We start from the raw sequence: 17129 nt of genomic DNA, 5'->3' as shown, positions 1-17129 counted from the left end.
TCTGTTTCAGGTAAATTTTACAATGACAGTAGAATAATCATCATCTATCATTCCATCTCCTCCTACAAACTCATGAAGAGAATCCACCAAAATGGACTGTATTTCCCTCGGAGATTTGGATTTATTCTTTTCTACCAAGGTTTTGATCTGCTCAAACCCAAATTGCTGCTGTAGTTCATTTTTTGCTTCTACAATCCCGTCGGTAAATAAAACTAATAGGTCTCCACTTTGGTAGGAGAAGGTCTTTTCCTCAACGTGTTTTTCATATTGGATGTTTCTTAAAATCCCTAAACCCAATCCATCAATCCCCAAATAGTCTGCTTTTTGAGTGGAATTTTGGTACATCAGCGTAGGTACATGTCCCGCTCTCGCATGGCAAACGGTATTTTGCTCGGTATCTAGTATGAATATAGAGGCGGTGATAAAATGATTTCGCTCCAGACATTTACTTAAGGCAGCATTGGCCCTGATCATAAATGTTGCGGGACTTAGGTTGAGCTGAATCAAACTGTGGAAAATCCCTTTCATCTGAGACATGTGAAAAGCAGCAGAGGTTCCTTTACCAGAGACATCCCCGATGATGATTACGAAACGATTTTTGTCCAGCTGAAAAGTGTCGTAGTAGTCACCTCCGACTTCGTCCGCGGCATTGGAATAGGCACAGATTTCAAAAGCATCGTTATGGTCGAGTTTAGATGGGAGCAATGCTTTTTGCACTCGTTGGGCGATTTTTAATTCCTCCTGATAGCGTTCATTGCGGACGGCCTGATTTAGCAATCGGTGATTTTCGACCGCAATACTCGCTTGACGTACAAAGGTGCTGATGATGGTAATCATTTCTTTGTTAAATCCATCTCGTACTTCTTTGAATAAGACGAGCTGCCCGATCAAGGATTTATTCACCACTAGAGGCACGATCAATCCCGTTAGGTATTTGGGGTGGTCGAGGCGAATAGAAAGCGGCTGAAGGAGGTCAGGCACGTCTGCCTCTAGCCATTGTTTTCGGGCTTTGTTTTTTTCAAGCAGCGCATACAATTCTTTTTTTGAAGCTTTTCCCAGAAATCGATCTTGGATAATTTCATTTTCCTCTTCTCGATTTACCTCTAGCCAAGCGGCATCTGCGTAGGAGGCGCTCATGCAAGAGTCAAGCAAAATATCCAAAACCTGCTCTTCATTTTCGTCGGGTTTAATGGATTGACTAAGTCGCTGAAAGTTGATTGCCTCGGTCAGCTTTTGCTCAAAAACTGAAGAGGTAGGCAAATTGAATAGGGTAACCAAAAAGCTGAATAAAGCATAGATGATCGTGAAGAAAAAGAGAGAGATCAGAAACAGATTATCCAGGAGATTGATAGGATAAATATCTGTGGATGATAGGAAGCGATTGGTCTGAAAAAAGAGGAGACCGGAGCAAAATAAAATGAGAAACAGAAAAAGGAGAGACTTCCACTTCTCTTTAAAGGTAAGGTAGGGGATCCATTTGAGATTGACCGATAGGACTCCCGCCATCAGGACGGTGATCGAAAGGACAAAAAGAAAAGGATAATCGAATGAAACCGGCTGGAAAAAGACAAAAAACAAGGTGCCCAGTAGGATAAGCTCATAGGTTTGCCATTGCTTGACGACTTGTTTGTTTTTTTGATATAGGATGAGCGTTTTCCAAATCAGAGCAGTAGAAATGATAAAAATCGAGATCAGGGCAAAATGCACATGGTAGAAGAAATTTCTCAGAAAAGGCTCCTCAGCCAGCTTGCTGTCTCCTAATAGGTAGTAGAACACCTGAACCAATATATAGACGCCTGTGGCAAAAATTCCGGTAGATGCTGCTCTCCAGATAAGCTCAAGAAAATTATTTTTGGAGTCTTTGCTGATTCTAAACTGATAGAACCAGTATACCATCAAAAAGAAAAGAATCTCCAAAATCCAGGTAAATTCTTCAGAGATCCCTGCATCAATATTGTTGATTTTCCCGAATAGACGCACCAAATCCACAAAAAGCAGTGCTAGCCAGACTAGTATGGCCATTAAAAAGCTGAGCTTGCCGATATGTAGGGATGGTAGTTTTGGCATGGACTTCAATTCCCAATATTACTCATTGGAATCCGAAAAAAAGGGCTATTCACTTTTAAGCTAACTGTAGAACTGTTAAAAAATTATAATTAATGAGTTTGATTTATAAAAACACAATTTCTTCGATCAGTTCTTTGCCATATTTTTCCTCGATCAGTCCCATAATCTTACTTCTACTCATTTGCAATTCACGCTTGATCGGTCCTGAACTTATTTTTACAAAGAGTTTATTCTGACGAATGAAAACGGACTCTGTTCGGTCTGAAATTGTTTTCCCTACGAGCTCTCCCCAGTCATGAATCAAAGACTTCTCTTTGAACTTGTCCTCTAGCCGGTAAGCCTTCAGAAGCTCTTGAAAGGCTTCTTCCAAGGGGGCGGCTTCTTTTTTTCTTCCGGGAAAATACTTGTTTTGGTTCATGGAGATTTACAAAAATAATGTTGATGCGATACTGTCAGCGATTAGTTTACCGCTTTTGCTCAAAGATAGCTTATTATCTTTCCAAAGGAGCCAACCTTCGGATTCCATTTTGGTAAGTACGGCTTGTTTTTCATTTTTCAGGTTGATTCCATGATGTTCCTGAAGCCAAGTCAAGTCTATGCCCCAGCTAGTTCGCAAGCCGGTCAAGAGGTACTCATTTATTTGCTCATTTTTACTCAGTTGCTCTACTTCGAGAGGAAGTATACCAGCCTGCAGATGCTTTAGGTAGCCGGGATTGCTTCTTGGATTGGAGCCGCGATTCTCACCATCAAAGGAATGAGCACCGGGACCTAATCCCAAGTAGGGCTTTCCTAGCCAATAGGAGGTATTGTGAATAGCGCGATGATCAGGAAGGGAAAAGTTAGAAATTTCATATTGCTCATATCCTGCCTTCTCAGTCATTAGCTGCATGATTTCAAATTGCTCGGCGACAAATTCTTCTGAAGCAGGACTGAACTTGCCTTTTTCGGTCCAATTGCCTAAAGCAGTTTTTGGCTCTACTGTCAGCGCATAGCAGGAAAGATGACCGGGGTTCTGCTCGAGGGCGGTCTGTAAATCCCTCTCCCAGATGAGATGGTTGGGCCAAGGAAACCCATAAATCAAATCCATACTGAATTTTTTGAAACCCGCAGCCCGAGCCATTTCTATGGCATGATAAGATTCCTCGGCACTATGTGCCCGATTGTAAAAGCGAAGTACTTCCTCATCAAAACTTTGGATCCCTAAGCTCAGACGATCGAAGCCAAGCGATTTCCATTGTGCTAAATTTTCCTCACTTAGGTCATCCGGATTAGCTTCAAGCGTGACTTCTTTCAGGTCTAAGTCAAATTCTTCCTGGATCACCTGAAGAATAAACTCAATCCATTTGGGGGCTAGTAAGGAAGGAGTCCCTCCGCCGAAATAGATGGTTTCGACTGATTTATTTTTAAAATAGTCCGATCTCAAGCTTGCCTCTTTTCCGATCATCTTCACCATCTGCTCTAGGGTGGAGGTGTTGGTGCTAAAATGAAAATCACAATATCTGCAGGCTTGCTTACAAAAAGGTATGTGGATATAAATGCCTGCCATGTCTATTTCTTTTAATTTGCAAAGATAATCAAACCCTCAAGCTCTTGAGTAATCCGACCAAATGGTGTTTTTGGATTTTTTTGCTCTATGTCCATCCGCTGATGGGTCAGGAAGGCTATGTCTTAGGTTGGGAATTGGAGACTGAGAAAACGGTGAATTGGGAGACTTTTAATTCGGAGGAGGCTCGGGTCAAAGGCTTAGATTCTTTAAAACAGCAATTTGCCCTCAGTGGATTTTTGGGATCAAGTTGGGAAAAGGTCTACGATCAGAATGACTCCCTCAGGGTAAGGTTTTACTTGGGACCAAAGGTAGAGACCCTTCAGCTTAAAAATGGAAATCTCCCAAGTGGGTTGATCTCTCAAAGTGAATGGGGTGTACTTTCACTGGATAAGTATAGTTTATTGGTCAAAGATATCTTGACTAAATTGGAGAATACCGGCCATCCTTTTGCGTCTATCCGAATGGATAGTGTCCGCCTTGATAGTGGTAGGCTTTCTGGAAAACTGATGCTTGACCAGGGGCCATTGATCTTGTGGGATAGTATTGGGATAAATTCTTCGAGTAAAACCAATCCGAAGTATTTGCAGCGGCTGAGTGGGATAGAGGTGGGAGATGTTTTTTCTCAGCGACAGCTTGATGAAAGCGCCCTTCGGCTGAGTCGCTCTCCTTATTTCGAATTGCAGGGAAAGCCTCAGGCTATTTTTCGATTGCAAAAAGCTCAGCCTACTTTTTTACTAAGAGAGAGGAATGCCAATGTCATTGACGGAATCATCGGATTACTTCCAAATGAGAATGATCCAGGGAAAGTTTTGGTGACGGGGCAGCTGGATTTGAGACTGTATCATCTCGGGGGAAGAGGCAGAGATGTGATTTTGAAATGGCAGCGGTTTAATGAACAAACGCAGAGCTTGGACTTGAGGGTAAAAGAATCATTTATTTTTAATTCAGGCATTGATCTGAGTGGGGAGTTTAGTTTGCTGAAGCAGGATACCTCCTTTATCAAGAGGGAATTAGGATTGAATGTGGGATTTAGGGCCAATCAGAATTTTTACCTCACTTTCTTTACCAAGCGACAGGCAAGTGACCTCTTAGCAAGCTCAGGATTTCAAGGTTTGGATCGTTTACCTGATTTTGCTGATTTTCGGTGGAATGAATATGGGATCAAATTGGAGGGGGATTGGTTGGATCAACCCATATTTCCTAGGAGAGGATTCAGATTTGGGTTGGACTTTGCTACGGGAAATAAACGTATCCTTCAGAACACGGCCCTTCCTGAGGAACTGTACGAAGGTCTGAACCTAAATACCCCACAGTATGCCTTGCAATTGGATATGGAGAAACACTTTTTTGTCAAATCTTTTTGGGGCATGTTTTTCCGATCTGCCAGCGGTCTGATTCAAAATGAAAATCTCTTTCTCAATGATTTATACCGTATCGGGGGACTACAAAGTATCCGAGGTTTCAATGAGAACAATTTTTTTGCTTCGACCTATTCTTATCTAACTATGGAGCAGCGACTTTTTTTTGATCGAGAATCCTACCTTCTGATTTTTGTGGATGCAGGGATTTTAGAAAACCCTAACTTTGGGGGTCGAAAGGACAAACCTGTAGCTGTAGGTGCAGGTCTTAATTTAGATACAGGCAATGGATTGTTTAGATTTATCTATGCAGTAGGAAAATCAAATGAACAGGCCTTTTCTCTATCCCTTTCAAAAATTCACTTTGGCTATCTGGCAAGATTTTGATGCGATCTATTGTAAAAAGTTTGATTTTATGGTTCTTTTTTTTGGCTTCTTCAGGGGCTCTCAACGCCCAGGTTTTGGAAGACCTGAGCGATGGCTGGGAAAACCGACCCACGGGATCTTGGTTTAAATCCAATGATCAAATCAGTCAACTTGTAGATTTAAGTACATTTCCTCAGTCCAACCTATACTTGGAGGTTCCATCAGGCACGGTGGTCTTTGCGGGGGAGAAGCTTTGGTTTTTTGCTGAATCGGATACGCTGCTCCTCAGGCAAGTCGCCTCGATAGCTGAGGAATTGGATGAGAAAGAACTGAAATTGACTTTGTTTAAAGAAGGTATTCAGCCCAAGCAGGCCAACATCGCAAAAATCCTCGGTCAACAACTTGTCGAATCAAAAGCGCCGGTAGTGGCACAGGAAGTGAAGCAAAGAAGCCAAAACAGACAGGAGATTAGAGATTTCTTTACCTTGGCGATGATTGCCATTTTACTTTTGATGGCGGTGTATAAGCTGGCATATCCTTATATTTTTGGTCTGATGCTACAGCCAAGGGGGCTTTTGAGTGATGAAGATTTTTCGGATATGGGTAGTATGCAAAAATTTTTCTCTTTGGATGTGGTTTTTTACGTCTTTATTGTAAATCTATTTCTGTCTCTATTAACTCTGATGAGTCTTTCTTTTTTTCGTCCGGATTTGATCGAGATGATCAGAGAAAGAGTAGCTGTTTCCCTGATTGTCATTTGGTTACTAGGCGGGATTGGTTTTTTGATGCTCACGATAGTCAAGTTTCTTGGAATCAGACTAATTGCATTTTTATTTGATTTGGCTCGTGTGGAATATGCACACTTTTTCTATTTACTGAGGCTGATTGTCTGGTCTGGAATGCTGGTTTTAATGGTGATGAGTTATTATTTATTTAATTCTTTTTACTCCATGGACCGCGTGATTACGACGCTGTTAACTGGATTTTTTTGGTTTTACTTAGTTGGGGTTTTCATCCTGTTTGTAATGATGATGAATAGGTTGAGCTTTAAGAAATACCATTTATTTACTTACCTTTGCATCGCAGAATTAGTGCCTTTTCTCGTATTCGCAAAATGGATTCTGGGATTAGGTCAATTTTAAACTCAAAATTAGGATCGTAAAGCATGAATGCAGCTATCAAGGATCGGTTTAAACCAGTCAAAAGTATTCTTGTCTCCCAGCCCAAACCCAACGACGTCAATTCTCCTTATTTTCAACTTGCTGAAAAGTACAATTTGAAGATTGACTTTAGGCAGTTTATTAAAGTAGAACCTGTTTCTCCGAAGGAATTCAGAAAGCAAAAAATCGATATCTTGAAGCATACGGCGGTCATTTTTACCAGCCGGAATGCGATTGATCATTTTTTCAATATTTGTAAGGATTTCAAAATAGAGATGCCCCCGGATATGAAATATTTCTGTATTTCTGATCAAACGGCACATTACTTACAGAAGTACATCGTCATCAGGAAAAGAAAGCTTTTTGTGGGACAGAAGACCGCCCAAGATTTGTTTGACTATTTCAAAAAGCATAAATCAGAGAAATACCTCTTCCCATGTTCTGATATCCGAAAGGATGATATTCCAGAATACATGTCGAAGAATGGCATAGCATTTACGGAGGCTACCATTTATCACACGGTCGCGGCAGACTTATCTGACCTCGCTGAAGTGAAATACGATATTTTGGCCTTTTACAGTCCTTCTGGAATTAAGTCTTTGAAACAGAATTTCCCTGACTTTGAACAAGGAAATACCAGAATAGCGGCTTTTGGGCCTACGACGGCCGAGGCAGTCAGGGAATTGGATTTGATTTTGGACATAGAGGCGCCCTTACCTAATGCGCCTAGTATGACGGGTGCATTGGAGCTTTATATAAAAAAAGCAAACAATTTGTAAATCTTAGAATCAAAACCTGTGGTTTTTCAGTTTAAATCCTTAGACTAGTCGTATTATTATCTGACAAAACCAGGTGCAAATGATTTTAAAAGGTTTTTGGAAGTGCTTTTTTGTAGTAGGGTTTTCAGTTGGACTTTTACTTTCTCATATAAGTGAAGCTCAGCAGGATGCTCAATTCACACAGTACATGTACAATGGCATGTATTACAACCCTGCATTTGCGGGTAAAGAAGGTGGCTATCGCTTTTCGGCGCTTCATCGCACACAATGGGCCAATTACAGCTCTATTTCAGGCACAGGTGGTGCGCCTATCACACAATTAATTACTGCACAAGGCAGTTTGGAAGGCAAAAATTTAGGATATGGACTGACCGTAGTCAATGATCAAATCGGACCAACGTCAAATTTGGAAATAAATCTCCAAGGAGCTTACCATAAAAAAATTAACCGATCTACATTAAGTATAGGTGCCTCGGTAGGGATGTTTTCCAGTTCCTTAGATTACGGAGAGTTATCAGTAGTCAATCCAGAACCTAATCTGCCGACATCGGGTAAAGAAAATTCAATCAATTTGAACATTGCCTTCGGTCTTTTATTGGACCGTGGGGATTATTACCTAGGTTTGAGCTCGAGACACATCAATGAACCGGATTTCGATTTTGGAGAAGGGGCTTATGGCAATCAATTGGTTAATCACAGCTATTTTCTGGCAGGATATAGAGTAAGACCTATAGGTCAACTGCGACTAGAACCAAGTTTATTGATTAAATCTGCCGGCTTTAATAATTTTTCCTATGATGTGAGCGTTATTGCAACGCATCAAAATAGGATAAGTGGAGGTTTGGCTTTCAGAGGGGAGGAATCTATCAGTATTTTGCTAGGTTATGCCTTATTGCCAGACAATTCCTTAAATTTGGGCTACTCATTTGATTTAGTAGTCAGTGGATTAGAAGCAAAATCCCCTACCAGCCATGAGTTATTACTGAGATATCGACTGACCACTGTTAGTAGAGAGGTACAGCGAGTCATACAGCGGACGCCGAGATTCCGTTTTTGATGAGTTGGTTTTTGAGATTTTACGGAGAGAACTCGCTGAAAAGTTCGCATTTAACTTATTTTAAAATTGGCAGGTTATTTGCATAAATGAATAAAATTCAGCTAAATTTCGCTCCTTGAGTACAATTTAATGCGCACATTAATTTGATGATATAAAAAACGTCATTTATGTATAATAAATTCAACCTACGCTTTCTGCCGGTTATTTTAGGCTTGGCCATAGCGACAATTCTTCCCGGTTGCGGGCTCTTTAATAAAAAAGGGTCGGCAAGTGAAAAGATGAACCGAAGAGGTGAAGTGACCGGAGTTCCTAAGCGTGACATGTGGCAACAAAATCTACCCTACGATATGGTGCCCGTAAAAGCAGGTACTTTTTGGATGGGACAATCTGATGAGGATATTGCTTTCACTCAATCTTCGATGAATAAGCAGATCACTATCTCGGAGTTTTTCATGGACAAATATGAGGTATCAAATAATAAGTACCGTCAATTTTTGGAAGCTGTGAAAGAGGGCGTTTACGCCACAGGCACACCCACTACTCTTAAAGAAGAGCCGCAACTCAATTACGATGAGCTAAGACCAGATACTACTGTTTGGTCTACAAGTTTTTCATATCATTATGGGGATCCTTTGATGGAGTTTTATTTTGACCACCCTGCTTTTGATAATTACCCTGTGGTAGGAATTACTTGGGATCAAGCGAAAAAATATTGCGAGTGGAGAAGCTATCATCAAAATGCAAATGACGAGTACAACTTTGATGCTCCATCCTTTAGGCTCCCAACAGAAGCAGAATGGGAATATGCAGCTAAAGGTGGTAAAGATGTAGCCAAGTATCCTTGGGGAGGTCCTTACCTTAAAAATAAGAGAGGATGTTTAATGGCAAACTTCAAGCCTGGAAGAGGAAATTACATTGATGATGGATTTGCTTACACTGCTCCGGTAGATGTTTTTGCACCGAACGGCTTCGGTCTTCATAATATGTCAGGAAACGTGGCCGAATGGGTACTTGATGCCTATGCAGCAACTTCCAGAACAGCAACTTGGGACCTTGATCCTGTTTATGATGTACCTACCGAGCCTAGAAAAGTGGTAAGAGGCGGAAGCTGGAAAGACATTGCTCACTACCTAGAGACTTCTACTCGTACCTATGAATATCAAGATGTAGCCCAAGCTCATATCGGATTCCGAACAGTGACCACCTTTATTGGAAGATCTGGATCTATGGATGTGAAGTCTAGCTCAAGAAGACGTCGATAATATTTCAACAACCAACCCTATAAAAACCAGAACCTTAATTTCTATTTAACAAATGGCTAGCAACAGCAACTTCTTTTATTCCAGCGTAATGCCGAAAATTTACGGTATTGGCGCTGCAGTCGTAATCCTTGGAGCGATGTTTAAAATCCTTGATTGGCAAGGAGCAAATTGGATGATTGGTATTGGTCTTTCTACCGAAGCCGCCATTTTCTTCCTATCTGCTTTTGAACCCAGAGCTAATGAAGTAGACTGGTCTAAAGTATATCCTGAATTAGCAGAAGATGGTCCTGCAGCTCCTAAGCGTGCTCCGAAGGCAACAGCTGCCGCTGGAGATCAAGTTTCACAAAAACTTGACGATATGCTAGCAAAAGCTAAAGTAGGCCCTGAGTTGATAGAAAGTCTTGGAAAGGGAATGCAAAACCTAGCTACCTCTGCAGAAAAGATGGGTAATCTTGCTGATGCTGCAGTAGCAACCAACGAATACGCAACTAATGTAAAGTCTGCCGCTAAAACGCTAGTAGACATGAACGCTTCTTATGGCAAAACAGCAGCTGCTCTCACTGAAATGTCTGCTGCTTCTCAAGATGCCAAAGAATACCATACACAAGTAGTGACAGTTACCAAAAATTTATCTGCCTTGAATGCGGTCTATGAAATGGAGCTTCAAGATGCAAATAGTCATGTTAAGACTTTGAATAAGTTCTATTCAAATATGACTGCGGCAATGGAAGGACTTAGCGAAGCTGGTAAAGAAACGCAAGCGTTTAAAACAGAGCTTTCTAAGCTAAACCAAAATGTCAGCTCACTCAATAAAATATATGGTGGAATGCTATCCGCTATGAAAGGTTAATTCTTTTCAATTCACACAAATACCATTAGATAAAAACAAATGGCTGGAGTTAAAGAAACACCTAGACAGCGGATGATTGGAATGATGTACCTAGTACTGACAGCATTGTTGGCACTTCAGGTAAGTAATCAGATCCTTCAAAAGTTTGTCTTGATCAATGACGGAATGGAGAGAACTTCTCGTAACTACATTCTGAAAAATCAAGCAACTGTAGAATCCATAGCATATACTGTAGAACAGCAGGGAAATAATGAAAAAGATCTCCCTAAAGTTGATGCAGCAGAGGAAATCAGAACTGCTACCGCAGAAATTTATGCCTATTTAGGCGAATTGAAGCAGCAGCTGATTGAGCAATCAGGAGCAAGAAATGAGGAAGGTAACTTCGTCAACTCTTCGCTAAAGAATACTGAAGTAGCTGGAAATCTTTTTGTGAATAGCGGAAAAGGAGAGGAGTTGAAAGTCTCTTTAAATTCATACCCTGCAAAAGTTCAGGAAATATTGAACAGCGTGGGAATTACAGATCGTGCATTTAATCCTATTGCACTTGATGCATCTGAGATTGATTTATTCAAAAATGATAGCGAGGCTAGAAGTAAGAGTTTTGTCGCTTTGAACTTTGTTAAATCGCCTGTAGGTGCTGTAATGGCCTTACTCTCTCAGTATCAAAATGAGGTCCTAAATATTGAAAGTGAAGCATTGGCGACTATCGCTAATACTATCGGTTCATTCTACTTCAAAGCTGATATTACAGAAGCACAAATTTCTGCAGTATCCAATATTGTAGCGGCAGGTACTAAGTTCGAAGGAACGATGTTTATTGCTTCTTCTTCATCTTCCGCATTGCCTGCAATGACAGTAGATGGTAGATCTGTAGAAGTGGATGAAAAAGGTTTTGGAAGAATTGAATTTACTGCTACTCCTGCATCCGAATACGATGATAGAGGGTTGGCTAGAAGAGTTCTTTCTGGTGAAATCGTCACTAATATCGGAGGAGAAGATCAAGTGCTTCCTGTCGAGTACGAGTACTTCGTGGCTCAGCCTGTGGTAAAGGTATCCTCAGAAGTCGTACAGCAGTTGTATGCTGATTGTGCTAATGAGCTTCTTATCGAAGTACCAGCTTTAGGTAATACCTACGCTCCGGAATTTAATATCAGTAATGGTCAATCAATTAAAGGTAATTCGCCTGGACAAGTGACCATCATCCCTGCTGCTTCAGGAAAAGTGACCATTGGTGTCAGCAGTGGAGGCAATAAAATTGACGATGTGGTGTTTGATATTAAGCCAGTACCAGCCCCATCAATCGTTCCTGTAATGTCTAATGGTTCTGAGGTTGATATTAGTCAAGCTCAAGCGATTGGTTCTTTGACAGGTCTTCAGGTTCAAGCGAATCCTGAACCAACCTTCGGAAGAACAATGGCAAAAGATGCGAAGTTTGACGTTACCGGCGGAGAGGTTAGACTATTGAGAAATGATGTGCCAAGACAGACAATACAAATTACTAACGGAAATTCACTTGCTATGCGTCAATTGCTAGAAAGTGCTCGTCCGGGTGATGATATCGTAGTAGTGGTGAATCAGGTAACTCGTACAAATTTCAGAGGAAACAAAATTCCTTCTACACTGAATCAAATCATTCGAATCAGCGTGAAATAAGCGCTGAGTCGAATACAGCATAAAAGATTATGAAAAATATCCTTCAAAAATTATTCTTTGGAGCATTGGTAATCGGTCTCATGGGACCTTTGACTAGCAATGCACAAGTAGCTACAAGTGTCAATCCTTCCGGTTTCGGAGATAGACAGTTTGATATGGATACTATTTTCTCTGCAAAAAAAATCAGAGAGGATGATAAGATGTATCAGATAGGTGTTTGGCGCAGAATCGATTTGAGGGAGAAATATAATCTTTCACTCTATGGTTCAGGTGATGCCAAGTCCAATGGTATTATACCTCAGATTTACAAGGCTGTAGTGGAAGAAAACGCACTCGAGGTTTTTGGAGATGAGGATTTTACTCAGCCACTTTCAATTGCTGAGTTCCAAGAAAATTTCTGGTTAAATGCCACGGGAGATAGCATTTTCGTGAAGCAATTGTTCTACTTAGATTTTAAAGAGGACTTTGTTTTTGATAAGCATCATTCAGATATGGTGTTTGATATCAAATTCATTCACTTGGTGATGCCCTCAGCGACCAATTCCAATGCAGGTGAAAAGACTATAGGTTTCATCAGGTATAAAGATTTCTTTAATTATTTTAAAGATCATCCTGAGGCAAGGTGGATTAATTTCCTAAACTTATCTAAGAGCTTGACTTACGATGAAGCTTTCGAAACCCGTCTATTCAGATCTGTAGTTCGTCGCTATACCAATCCAGATGAGGCATTGATTGCTGACTTGGTTGACTTAGATCATCCTGATCCGGATATGCAGGCTTATCTAGATGCCTTAGCATTCGAATACCAATTATTAGAATTTGAAAACTCCTTATGGGAATGGTAAAATATAAAAGGGGCTTTACGCCCCTTTATTTTTTTCTTTCCACTTGATGAGTTCCATTGCTTTACTTTTACCGATGACTGCAGCTAGTTCATCTTCCGAAGCCTGACTTATCTTTTTGACTGATTTGAAATGACTCAGTAATCGATCAGCAGTAGTAGGACCTATTCCCGGTATTGCAGTCAATTGCGTACCAAAAGCATTTTTGCTACGGACTTTTCGGTGAAAAGTAATCGCAAAACGGTGAGCCTCATCTCTTATACGCTGTAATAACCTCAAGCTCTCAGACTTTTTGTCAATATGAATAGGATAAGAATCACCAGGGAAATAAATCTCTTCTAGTCGTTTAGCTATGCCTATGATCGGCATTTTCCCATAGACTCCCAGCTCTTTTAAGGCTTCCACTGCTGATGAAAGTTGTCCTTTTCCACCATCAATGACGATAAGTTTTGGCAGTGGCTTGCCTTCTTCAATTAGCCTTTTGTATCGTCTCCCTACTACCTCGGTCATACTTGCAAAGTCATTGGGTCCTTCTACCGTTTTGATATGATAGTGCCGATACTCTTTGACTGCCGGTTTGCCATTGAGAAAGCACACCATGCTCGCTACAGGATTGGTTCCTTGGATATTAGAATTATCAAAACACTCGATATGATCAGGTATCTCAGGTAAACTTAAGTCTTGTTGTAATTGCCGAATAACCCGGTCTTTCTTGTCCTGATTGAGTCCTAGGAGCAGTGCTTTTTCCTTTTTGTAGAAAAGAGCATTTTTGACTGACAGATCTATAAGATGTTTTTTGTCCCCAATTTTTGGAAGGAAAAGATTAAGCCCTTCAATCGGGTCTTTGATTTCAATATTCACCAAAACTTCATCTGCATCACTATTGAACTGATCTTGTAATCGGATCAATGCAGTAACCAATAACTCTTCCTCGCTTTCGTCTAGTTTTTTCTTTAGTTCTACGTTTTTTGAAACGATCAGTGCCCCACTTTTCACCCGCATATAGTTGACATAGGCTTGCTTTTCATCCATGACAATAGTACAGACATCATGGTTGCTGATGCTTGGGTTAGCGATAAGTGATTTGGCCTGATATTTTTCTAAAAGATCAAGCTTCTCCTTGGTTTTTTGAGCTTTTTCAAATTCGAGGTTTTCTGCAAACTCCTGCATTTGCTGTTTGAAAATCGTCTTGGCTACTCCTAAGTTTCCCTTGAGGATATGCTTTGCTTGATCGAGATCCTTGAGATAATCCTGCTCTCCTTGTTTCCCTACACAAGGACCTTGACAATTGCCGATATGGTATTCCAAGCATACCTTATATTTTCCTTCGTCAATCTTGTAGGGAGAGAGATCGAGCTTGCAGGTTCGGATGGTGAATAGTTCACGGATAAGGTCCAAGACATTATTCATGGCTTTCACACTTGCAAATGGCCCGAAATAAGTACCTCTTTTGGGAATGTATTTACGTGTGGGAAAAATCCTTGGGAAGTTTTCCTTTGTGATCAATAAATAAGGGTATGTTTTATCGTCTCGAAGGAGAATATTGTATTTGGGCTGTGATTTTTTGATGAGGTTGTTTTCAAGTAAGAGCGCGTCAAATTCACTATTTACGAGGGTGATTTCTATACGATTGATCTCTCGGACCATTCTCCTTGTTTTGAGATTAACCCCTGTGTTTTTATTAAAATAGCTGCTTACTCTCTTTTTGAGGCTTTTTGCTTTTCCTACATAGATCAGTTCATCCGTCTCATTGAAGTATTTGTATACTCCAGGATGATCCGGAAGCTGATTGTACTGATCTATGGAATAGGAGGAAGACTGCATAGCACGAAATTAAAAAAACAGCTCCGGAAAGAAGCTGTTTTTGATGAGGTATTGGCTAAAATCAGAAATCATTTTTTCGGGAATCGTAATCAAATTCTACGAAACGCTGACTTTCTCGCTCATAAGTATCACAATCAATCTCTATGCTGAGTGGGCGCTCAGGCCTTGGGAAAGGACCTTTGGTATAACCAAGGCTTTGGTCTGCATATACTTTTTCCATATACTTGACCCAAACTGGCCTAGCGGTACGACCTCCTTGTCCTTCTATCCAGCTTCTGAAGTGTATGGCACGGTCATCTCCTCCCGTCCAGACTCCAGATACGAGATCTTTACTGATCCCGATGTACCATCCATCGGAGGCATTCTGTGTGGTTCCTGTTTTGCCACCTAGTTCATTGCCTTCTCGCAAGGCCCACGGCACTCCCTGACTAGTACCCTGCTCCTCTTCAAATCCACCCCGAAGCATGTAAGTCATCAGGTAGGCGTGTTCTTCACTCATAGCAGGACGCTTTTTGGGTGTGAATTGTTGAATCACATTTCCATTTTTATCCTCGATTCGATCGATGTAGAACGGAGTGGTATGTTCTCCCTTGTTGACAAACGTACCAAATGCTCCCACCATTTCGAAAATGGATACGTCATTTACTCCAAGTGCCAAAGCGGGAACCTCCTCTAAGTCACTAGTGACTCCCAAGCGTCGTGCCGTTTCTACTACTAGCTTTGGACTGAGTTTTTTCATCATGTAGGCGGTGACTGAGTTGACTGACTTGGCCATTGCCTTCCTAATTGTCATTTTTTCGTAGGTAAATTTGCCATCAGCATTAGATGGAGACCAAGCCGGTTGACCTGGAATGTATACTTCCACAGGTTGGTCGATTACCGAGTAGCAAGGGCTGTAGCCATTTTCGATGGCAGCAGCGTATACAAAAGGCTTAAAGGTCGATCCAGGCTGTCTTTTACTTTGTTTGACGTGGTCAAATTTGAAATATTTATGGTCAATACCACCTACCCATGCTTTGATATGACCGGTATGAGGGTCCATACTTACAAATCCCGTTTGAAGGAATTTTTTATAGTATCGCATAGAGTCCATGGTACTCATCAAGGTGTCGATTTCTCCATTCCATGAAAATACCTTCATGGGTTTTTTTTCATTCAGCTTGTAGTTGATGGAATCAACATCATCTTTATAGCGGACTTTGAGAAGTCTGTAGGCCTCGGTACGTTTGACAGCGTTTTCTATAAATCCCGGGATGACGCGATTGTCACTATCGATCCAAGGATCTCTATTTCCCATTTCCTTAAAAAATTTCTCCTGAAGCGCCCGCATGTGCTCATCGACGGATTCTTCAGCATAGCGCTGCATTCTACTATCTATAGTGGCATAGATCTTCAATCCATCCCCAAATAAGTCGTAATTAGTACCATCAGGCTTTAGGTTTTCTTTGGACCAGCGCAAAAGATCTGCTTTAATCACTTCTCTGAAGTAGGTAGCCAAACCCTTGTTGTGATTGGATACATTATAGTTTAGCTCGATGGGAAGCTTTGAAATGGAGTCGTATTCTGACTCTGAGATTACATCTGTTTTCACCATCTGTCCCAATACGGTATTCCTTCTTCGAAAAGAATTATCAGGATTGAATACAGGACTATAGTAAGTAGGGGCTTTGAATAGCCCCACCAATACGGCAGACTCTTGAATATTCAGGTCAGCGGGATCTTTTCCAAAAAAAGTCGAGGCCGCTGTTTTTATACCGTAAGCGTTGGATCCAAATTCTGAGGTATTCAAATAAAGCGTCAGAATTTCATTTTTTGTGTAGGCTTTTTCCAACTGTGTGGCGACGATCCACTCTTTGGTCTTGACGATGAGCATTCGTAGTCCCGGTACAGAACTCAAAAATCCCTGATTGGCTACATTTCTTGTTTTGAAAAGGTTTTTGGCAGTCTGCTGACTGAGGGTAGAACCACCCCCGGCATCTTGCCTGAGGATAATGGACTTTACAAAAACCCGTATCATAGCAGTCATATCGATTCCTGAGTGATCTTCAAATCGAACGTCTTCTGTAGCGATTAATGCTTTGACGAGATTAGGAGAAAGCTCATTGTAGGTGACAGGAGATCGGTTTTCTCGATAGTAGGTACCGAGTAGGACCCCGTCTGAGGAGTATAGTTCTGACGCGACTTCACTTTCGGGATTTTCTAAGGCCTCGAAATCGGGTAGAGGTCCGAAGAGTCCCAAGAAATTGACACTCACCATCCATATAAATAGGATAAAGCCAAATACCCCCGCGAAAAACGCAATCCAAAGATATTTGATGATTTTTTTGGCCCAAGAAGTAGTCTCAGGTCTGGTATTTTTACTCAT

At 41.1% G+C, this 17129-nt stretch carries 13 protein-coding genes; 8 read left to right on the top strand and 5 right to left on the bottom strand.

The genetic code is table 11. From position 1 onward, the window contains the following. Nucleotides 1–6 precede the first annotated feature (6 nt). The 3 genes from BLQ57_RS07575 to hemW all read right to left on the bottom strand — a co-directional run bounded on the left by BLQ57_RS07575 (nt 7) and on the right by hemW (nt 3613). Nucleotides 7–2067, bottom strand: a complete 2061-nt coding sequence (locus BLQ57_RS07575; protein WP_087938785.1) for a SpoIIE family protein phosphatase — start codon at nt 2065–2067, stop codon at nt 7–9. 103 nt (nt 2068–2170) lie between these two features. Then, on the bottom strand, nt 2171–2485 hold the full coding sequence (locus BLQ57_RS07570) for a DciA family protein (protein WP_087938786.1): 315 nt from the start codon (nt 2483–2485) through the stop codon (nt 2171–2173). 6 nt (nt 2486–2491) lie between these two features. After that, entirely contained in the window at nt 2492–3613 is a 1122-nt protein-coding gene (gene hemW / locus BLQ57_RS07565) for a radical SAM family heme chaperone HemW (protein WP_087938787.1), read from the bottom strand. 44 nt (nt 3614–3657) lie between these two features. On the opposite strand from hemW, the gene BLQ57_RS07560 reads away from it, so the two are divergent. The 8 genes from BLQ57_RS07560 (at nt 3658) to porN (ending at nt 12943) form a co-directional block, all read left to right on the top strand. After that, on the top strand, nt 3658–5358 hold the full coding sequence (locus tag BLQ57_RS07560) for a BamA/TamA family outer membrane protein (RefSeq protein WP_092824037.1): 1701 nt from the start codon (nt 3658–3660) through the stop codon (nt 5356–5358). Beyond that, nucleotides 5358–6479 carry a DUF4271 domain-containing protein gene (locus BLQ57_RS07555; protein ID WP_087938789.1) on the top strand — a complete coding sequence of 374 codons (1122 nt, stop codon included), beginning with the start codon at nt 5358–5360 and terminating at the stop codon, nt 6477–6479. The genes BLQ57_RS07560 and BLQ57_RS07555 overlap by 1 nt, the downstream gene beginning before the upstream one ends. A gap of 23 nt (nt 6480–6502) precedes the next feature. Beyond that, entirely contained in the window at nt 6503–7276 is a 774-nt protein-coding gene (locus BLQ57_RS07550; protein WP_087938790.1) for a uroporphyrinogen-III synthase, read from the top strand. A 79-nt stretch (nt 7277–7355) separates the two neighbouring features. After that, nucleotides 7356–8333, top strand: coding sequence for a PorP/SprF family type IX secretion system membrane protein (locus BLQ57_RS07545; RefSeq protein WP_087938791.1), 978 nt, complete (start codon nt 7356–7358; stop codon nt 8331–8333). Between the two features lie 167 nt (nt 8334–8500). Next, on the top strand, nt 8501–9595 hold the full coding sequence (porK, locus tag BLQ57_RS07540) for a T9SS ring complex lipoprotein PorK/GldK (protein ID WP_087938792.1): 1095 nt from the start codon (nt 8501–8503) through the stop codon (nt 9593–9595). Nucleotides 9596–9647: 52 nt separating this feature from the next. After that, complete coding sequence (gene porL / locus BLQ57_RS07535) at nt 9648–10445, top strand: type IX secretion system motor protein PorL/GldL (protein ID WP_087938793.1); 798 nt, start codon at nt 9648–9650, stop codon at nt 10443–10445. Between the two features lie 39 nt (nt 10446–10484). Then, complete coding sequence (gene porM, locus BLQ57_RS07530) at nt 10485–12098, top strand: type IX secretion system motor protein PorM/GldM (RefSeq protein ID WP_087938794.1); 1614 nt, start codon at nt 10485–10487, stop codon at nt 12096–12098. Nucleotides 12099–12127: 29 nt separating this feature from the next. Beyond that, nucleotides 12128–12943 (top strand): type IX secretion system ring subunit PorN/GldN, encoded by an 816-nt coding sequence (porN, locus tag BLQ57_RS07525; protein ID WP_087938795.1) that lies wholly within the window; start codon nt 12128–12130, stop codon nt 12941–12943. A 15-nt stretch (nt 12944–12958) separates the two neighbouring features. Here the strand turns inward: porN and uvrC are convergent, their stop codons facing one another. Continuing rightward, nucleotides 12959–14764 (bottom strand): excinuclease ABC subunit UvrC, encoded by a 1806-nt coding sequence (uvrC, locus tag BLQ57_RS07520; protein WP_087938796.1) that lies wholly within the window; start codon nt 14762–14764, stop codon nt 12959–12961. 61 nt (nt 14765–14825) lie between these two features. Then, on the bottom strand, nt 14826–17129 hold the full coding sequence (locus BLQ57_RS07515; protein ID WP_087938797.1) for a penicillin-binding protein 1A: 2304 nt from the start codon (nt 17127–17129) through the stop codon (nt 14826–14828).

The sequence above is a fragment of the Algoriphagus faecimaris genome (assembly GCF_900101705.1).
In the GTDB taxonomy this organism is placed as follows: Bacteria; Bacteroidota; Bacteroidia; order Cytophagales; family Cyclobacteriaceae; genus Algoriphagus; species Algoriphagus faecimaris.
This window is presented reverse-complemented; position numbering and strand designations above follow the sequence as displayed.

Bases quoted from the DNA above. Each gene is read 5' to 3' on its own strand.
- porL (WP_087938793.1), top strand. From the start codon at position 9,648: ATGGCTAGCAACAGCAACTTCTTTTATTCCAGCGTAATGCCGAAAATT.
- BLQ57_RS07550 (WP_087938790.1), top strand. From the start codon at position 6,503: ATGAATGCAGCTATCAAGGATCGGTTTAAACCAGTCAAAAGTATTCTT.
- BLQ57_RS07555 (WP_087938789.1), top strand. From the start codon at position 5,358: ATGCGATCTATTGTAAAAAGTTTGATTTTATGGTTCTTTTTTTTGGCT.
- uvrC (WP_087938796.1), bottom strand. From the start codon at position 14,764: ATGCAGTCTTCCTCCTATTCCATAGATCAGTACAATCAGCTTCCGGAT.
- BLQ57_RS07570 (WP_087938786.1), bottom strand. From the start codon at position 2,485: ATGAACCAAAACAAGTATTTTCCCGGAAGAAAAAAAGAAGCCGCCCCC.
- porN (WP_087938795.1), top strand. From the start codon at position 12,128: ATGAAAAATATCCTTCAAAAATTATTCTTTGGAGCATTGGTAATCGGT.
- porK (WP_087938792.1), top strand. From the start codon at position 8,501: ATGTATAATAAATTCAACCTACGCTTTCTGCCGGTTATTTTAGGCTTG.
- BLQ57_RS07545 (WP_087938791.1), top strand. From the start codon at position 7,356: ATGATTTTAAAAGGTTTTTGGAAGTGCTTTTTTGTAGTAGGGTTTTCA.
- hemW (WP_087938787.1), bottom strand. From the start codon at position 3,613: ATGGCAGGCATTTATATCCACATACCTTTTTGTAAGCAAGCCTGCAGA.
- BLQ57_RS07515 (WP_087938797.1), bottom strand. From the start codon at position 17,129: ATGAGTAAAAATACCAGACCTGAGACTACTTCTTGGGCCAAAAAAATC.
- BLQ57_RS07575 (WP_087938785.1), bottom strand. From the start codon at position 2,067: ATGCCAAAACTACCATCCCTACATATCGGCAAGCTCAGCTTTTTAATG.
- porM (WP_087938794.1), top strand. From the start codon at position 10,485: ATGGCTGGAGTTAAAGAAACACCTAGACAGCGGATGATTGGAATGATG.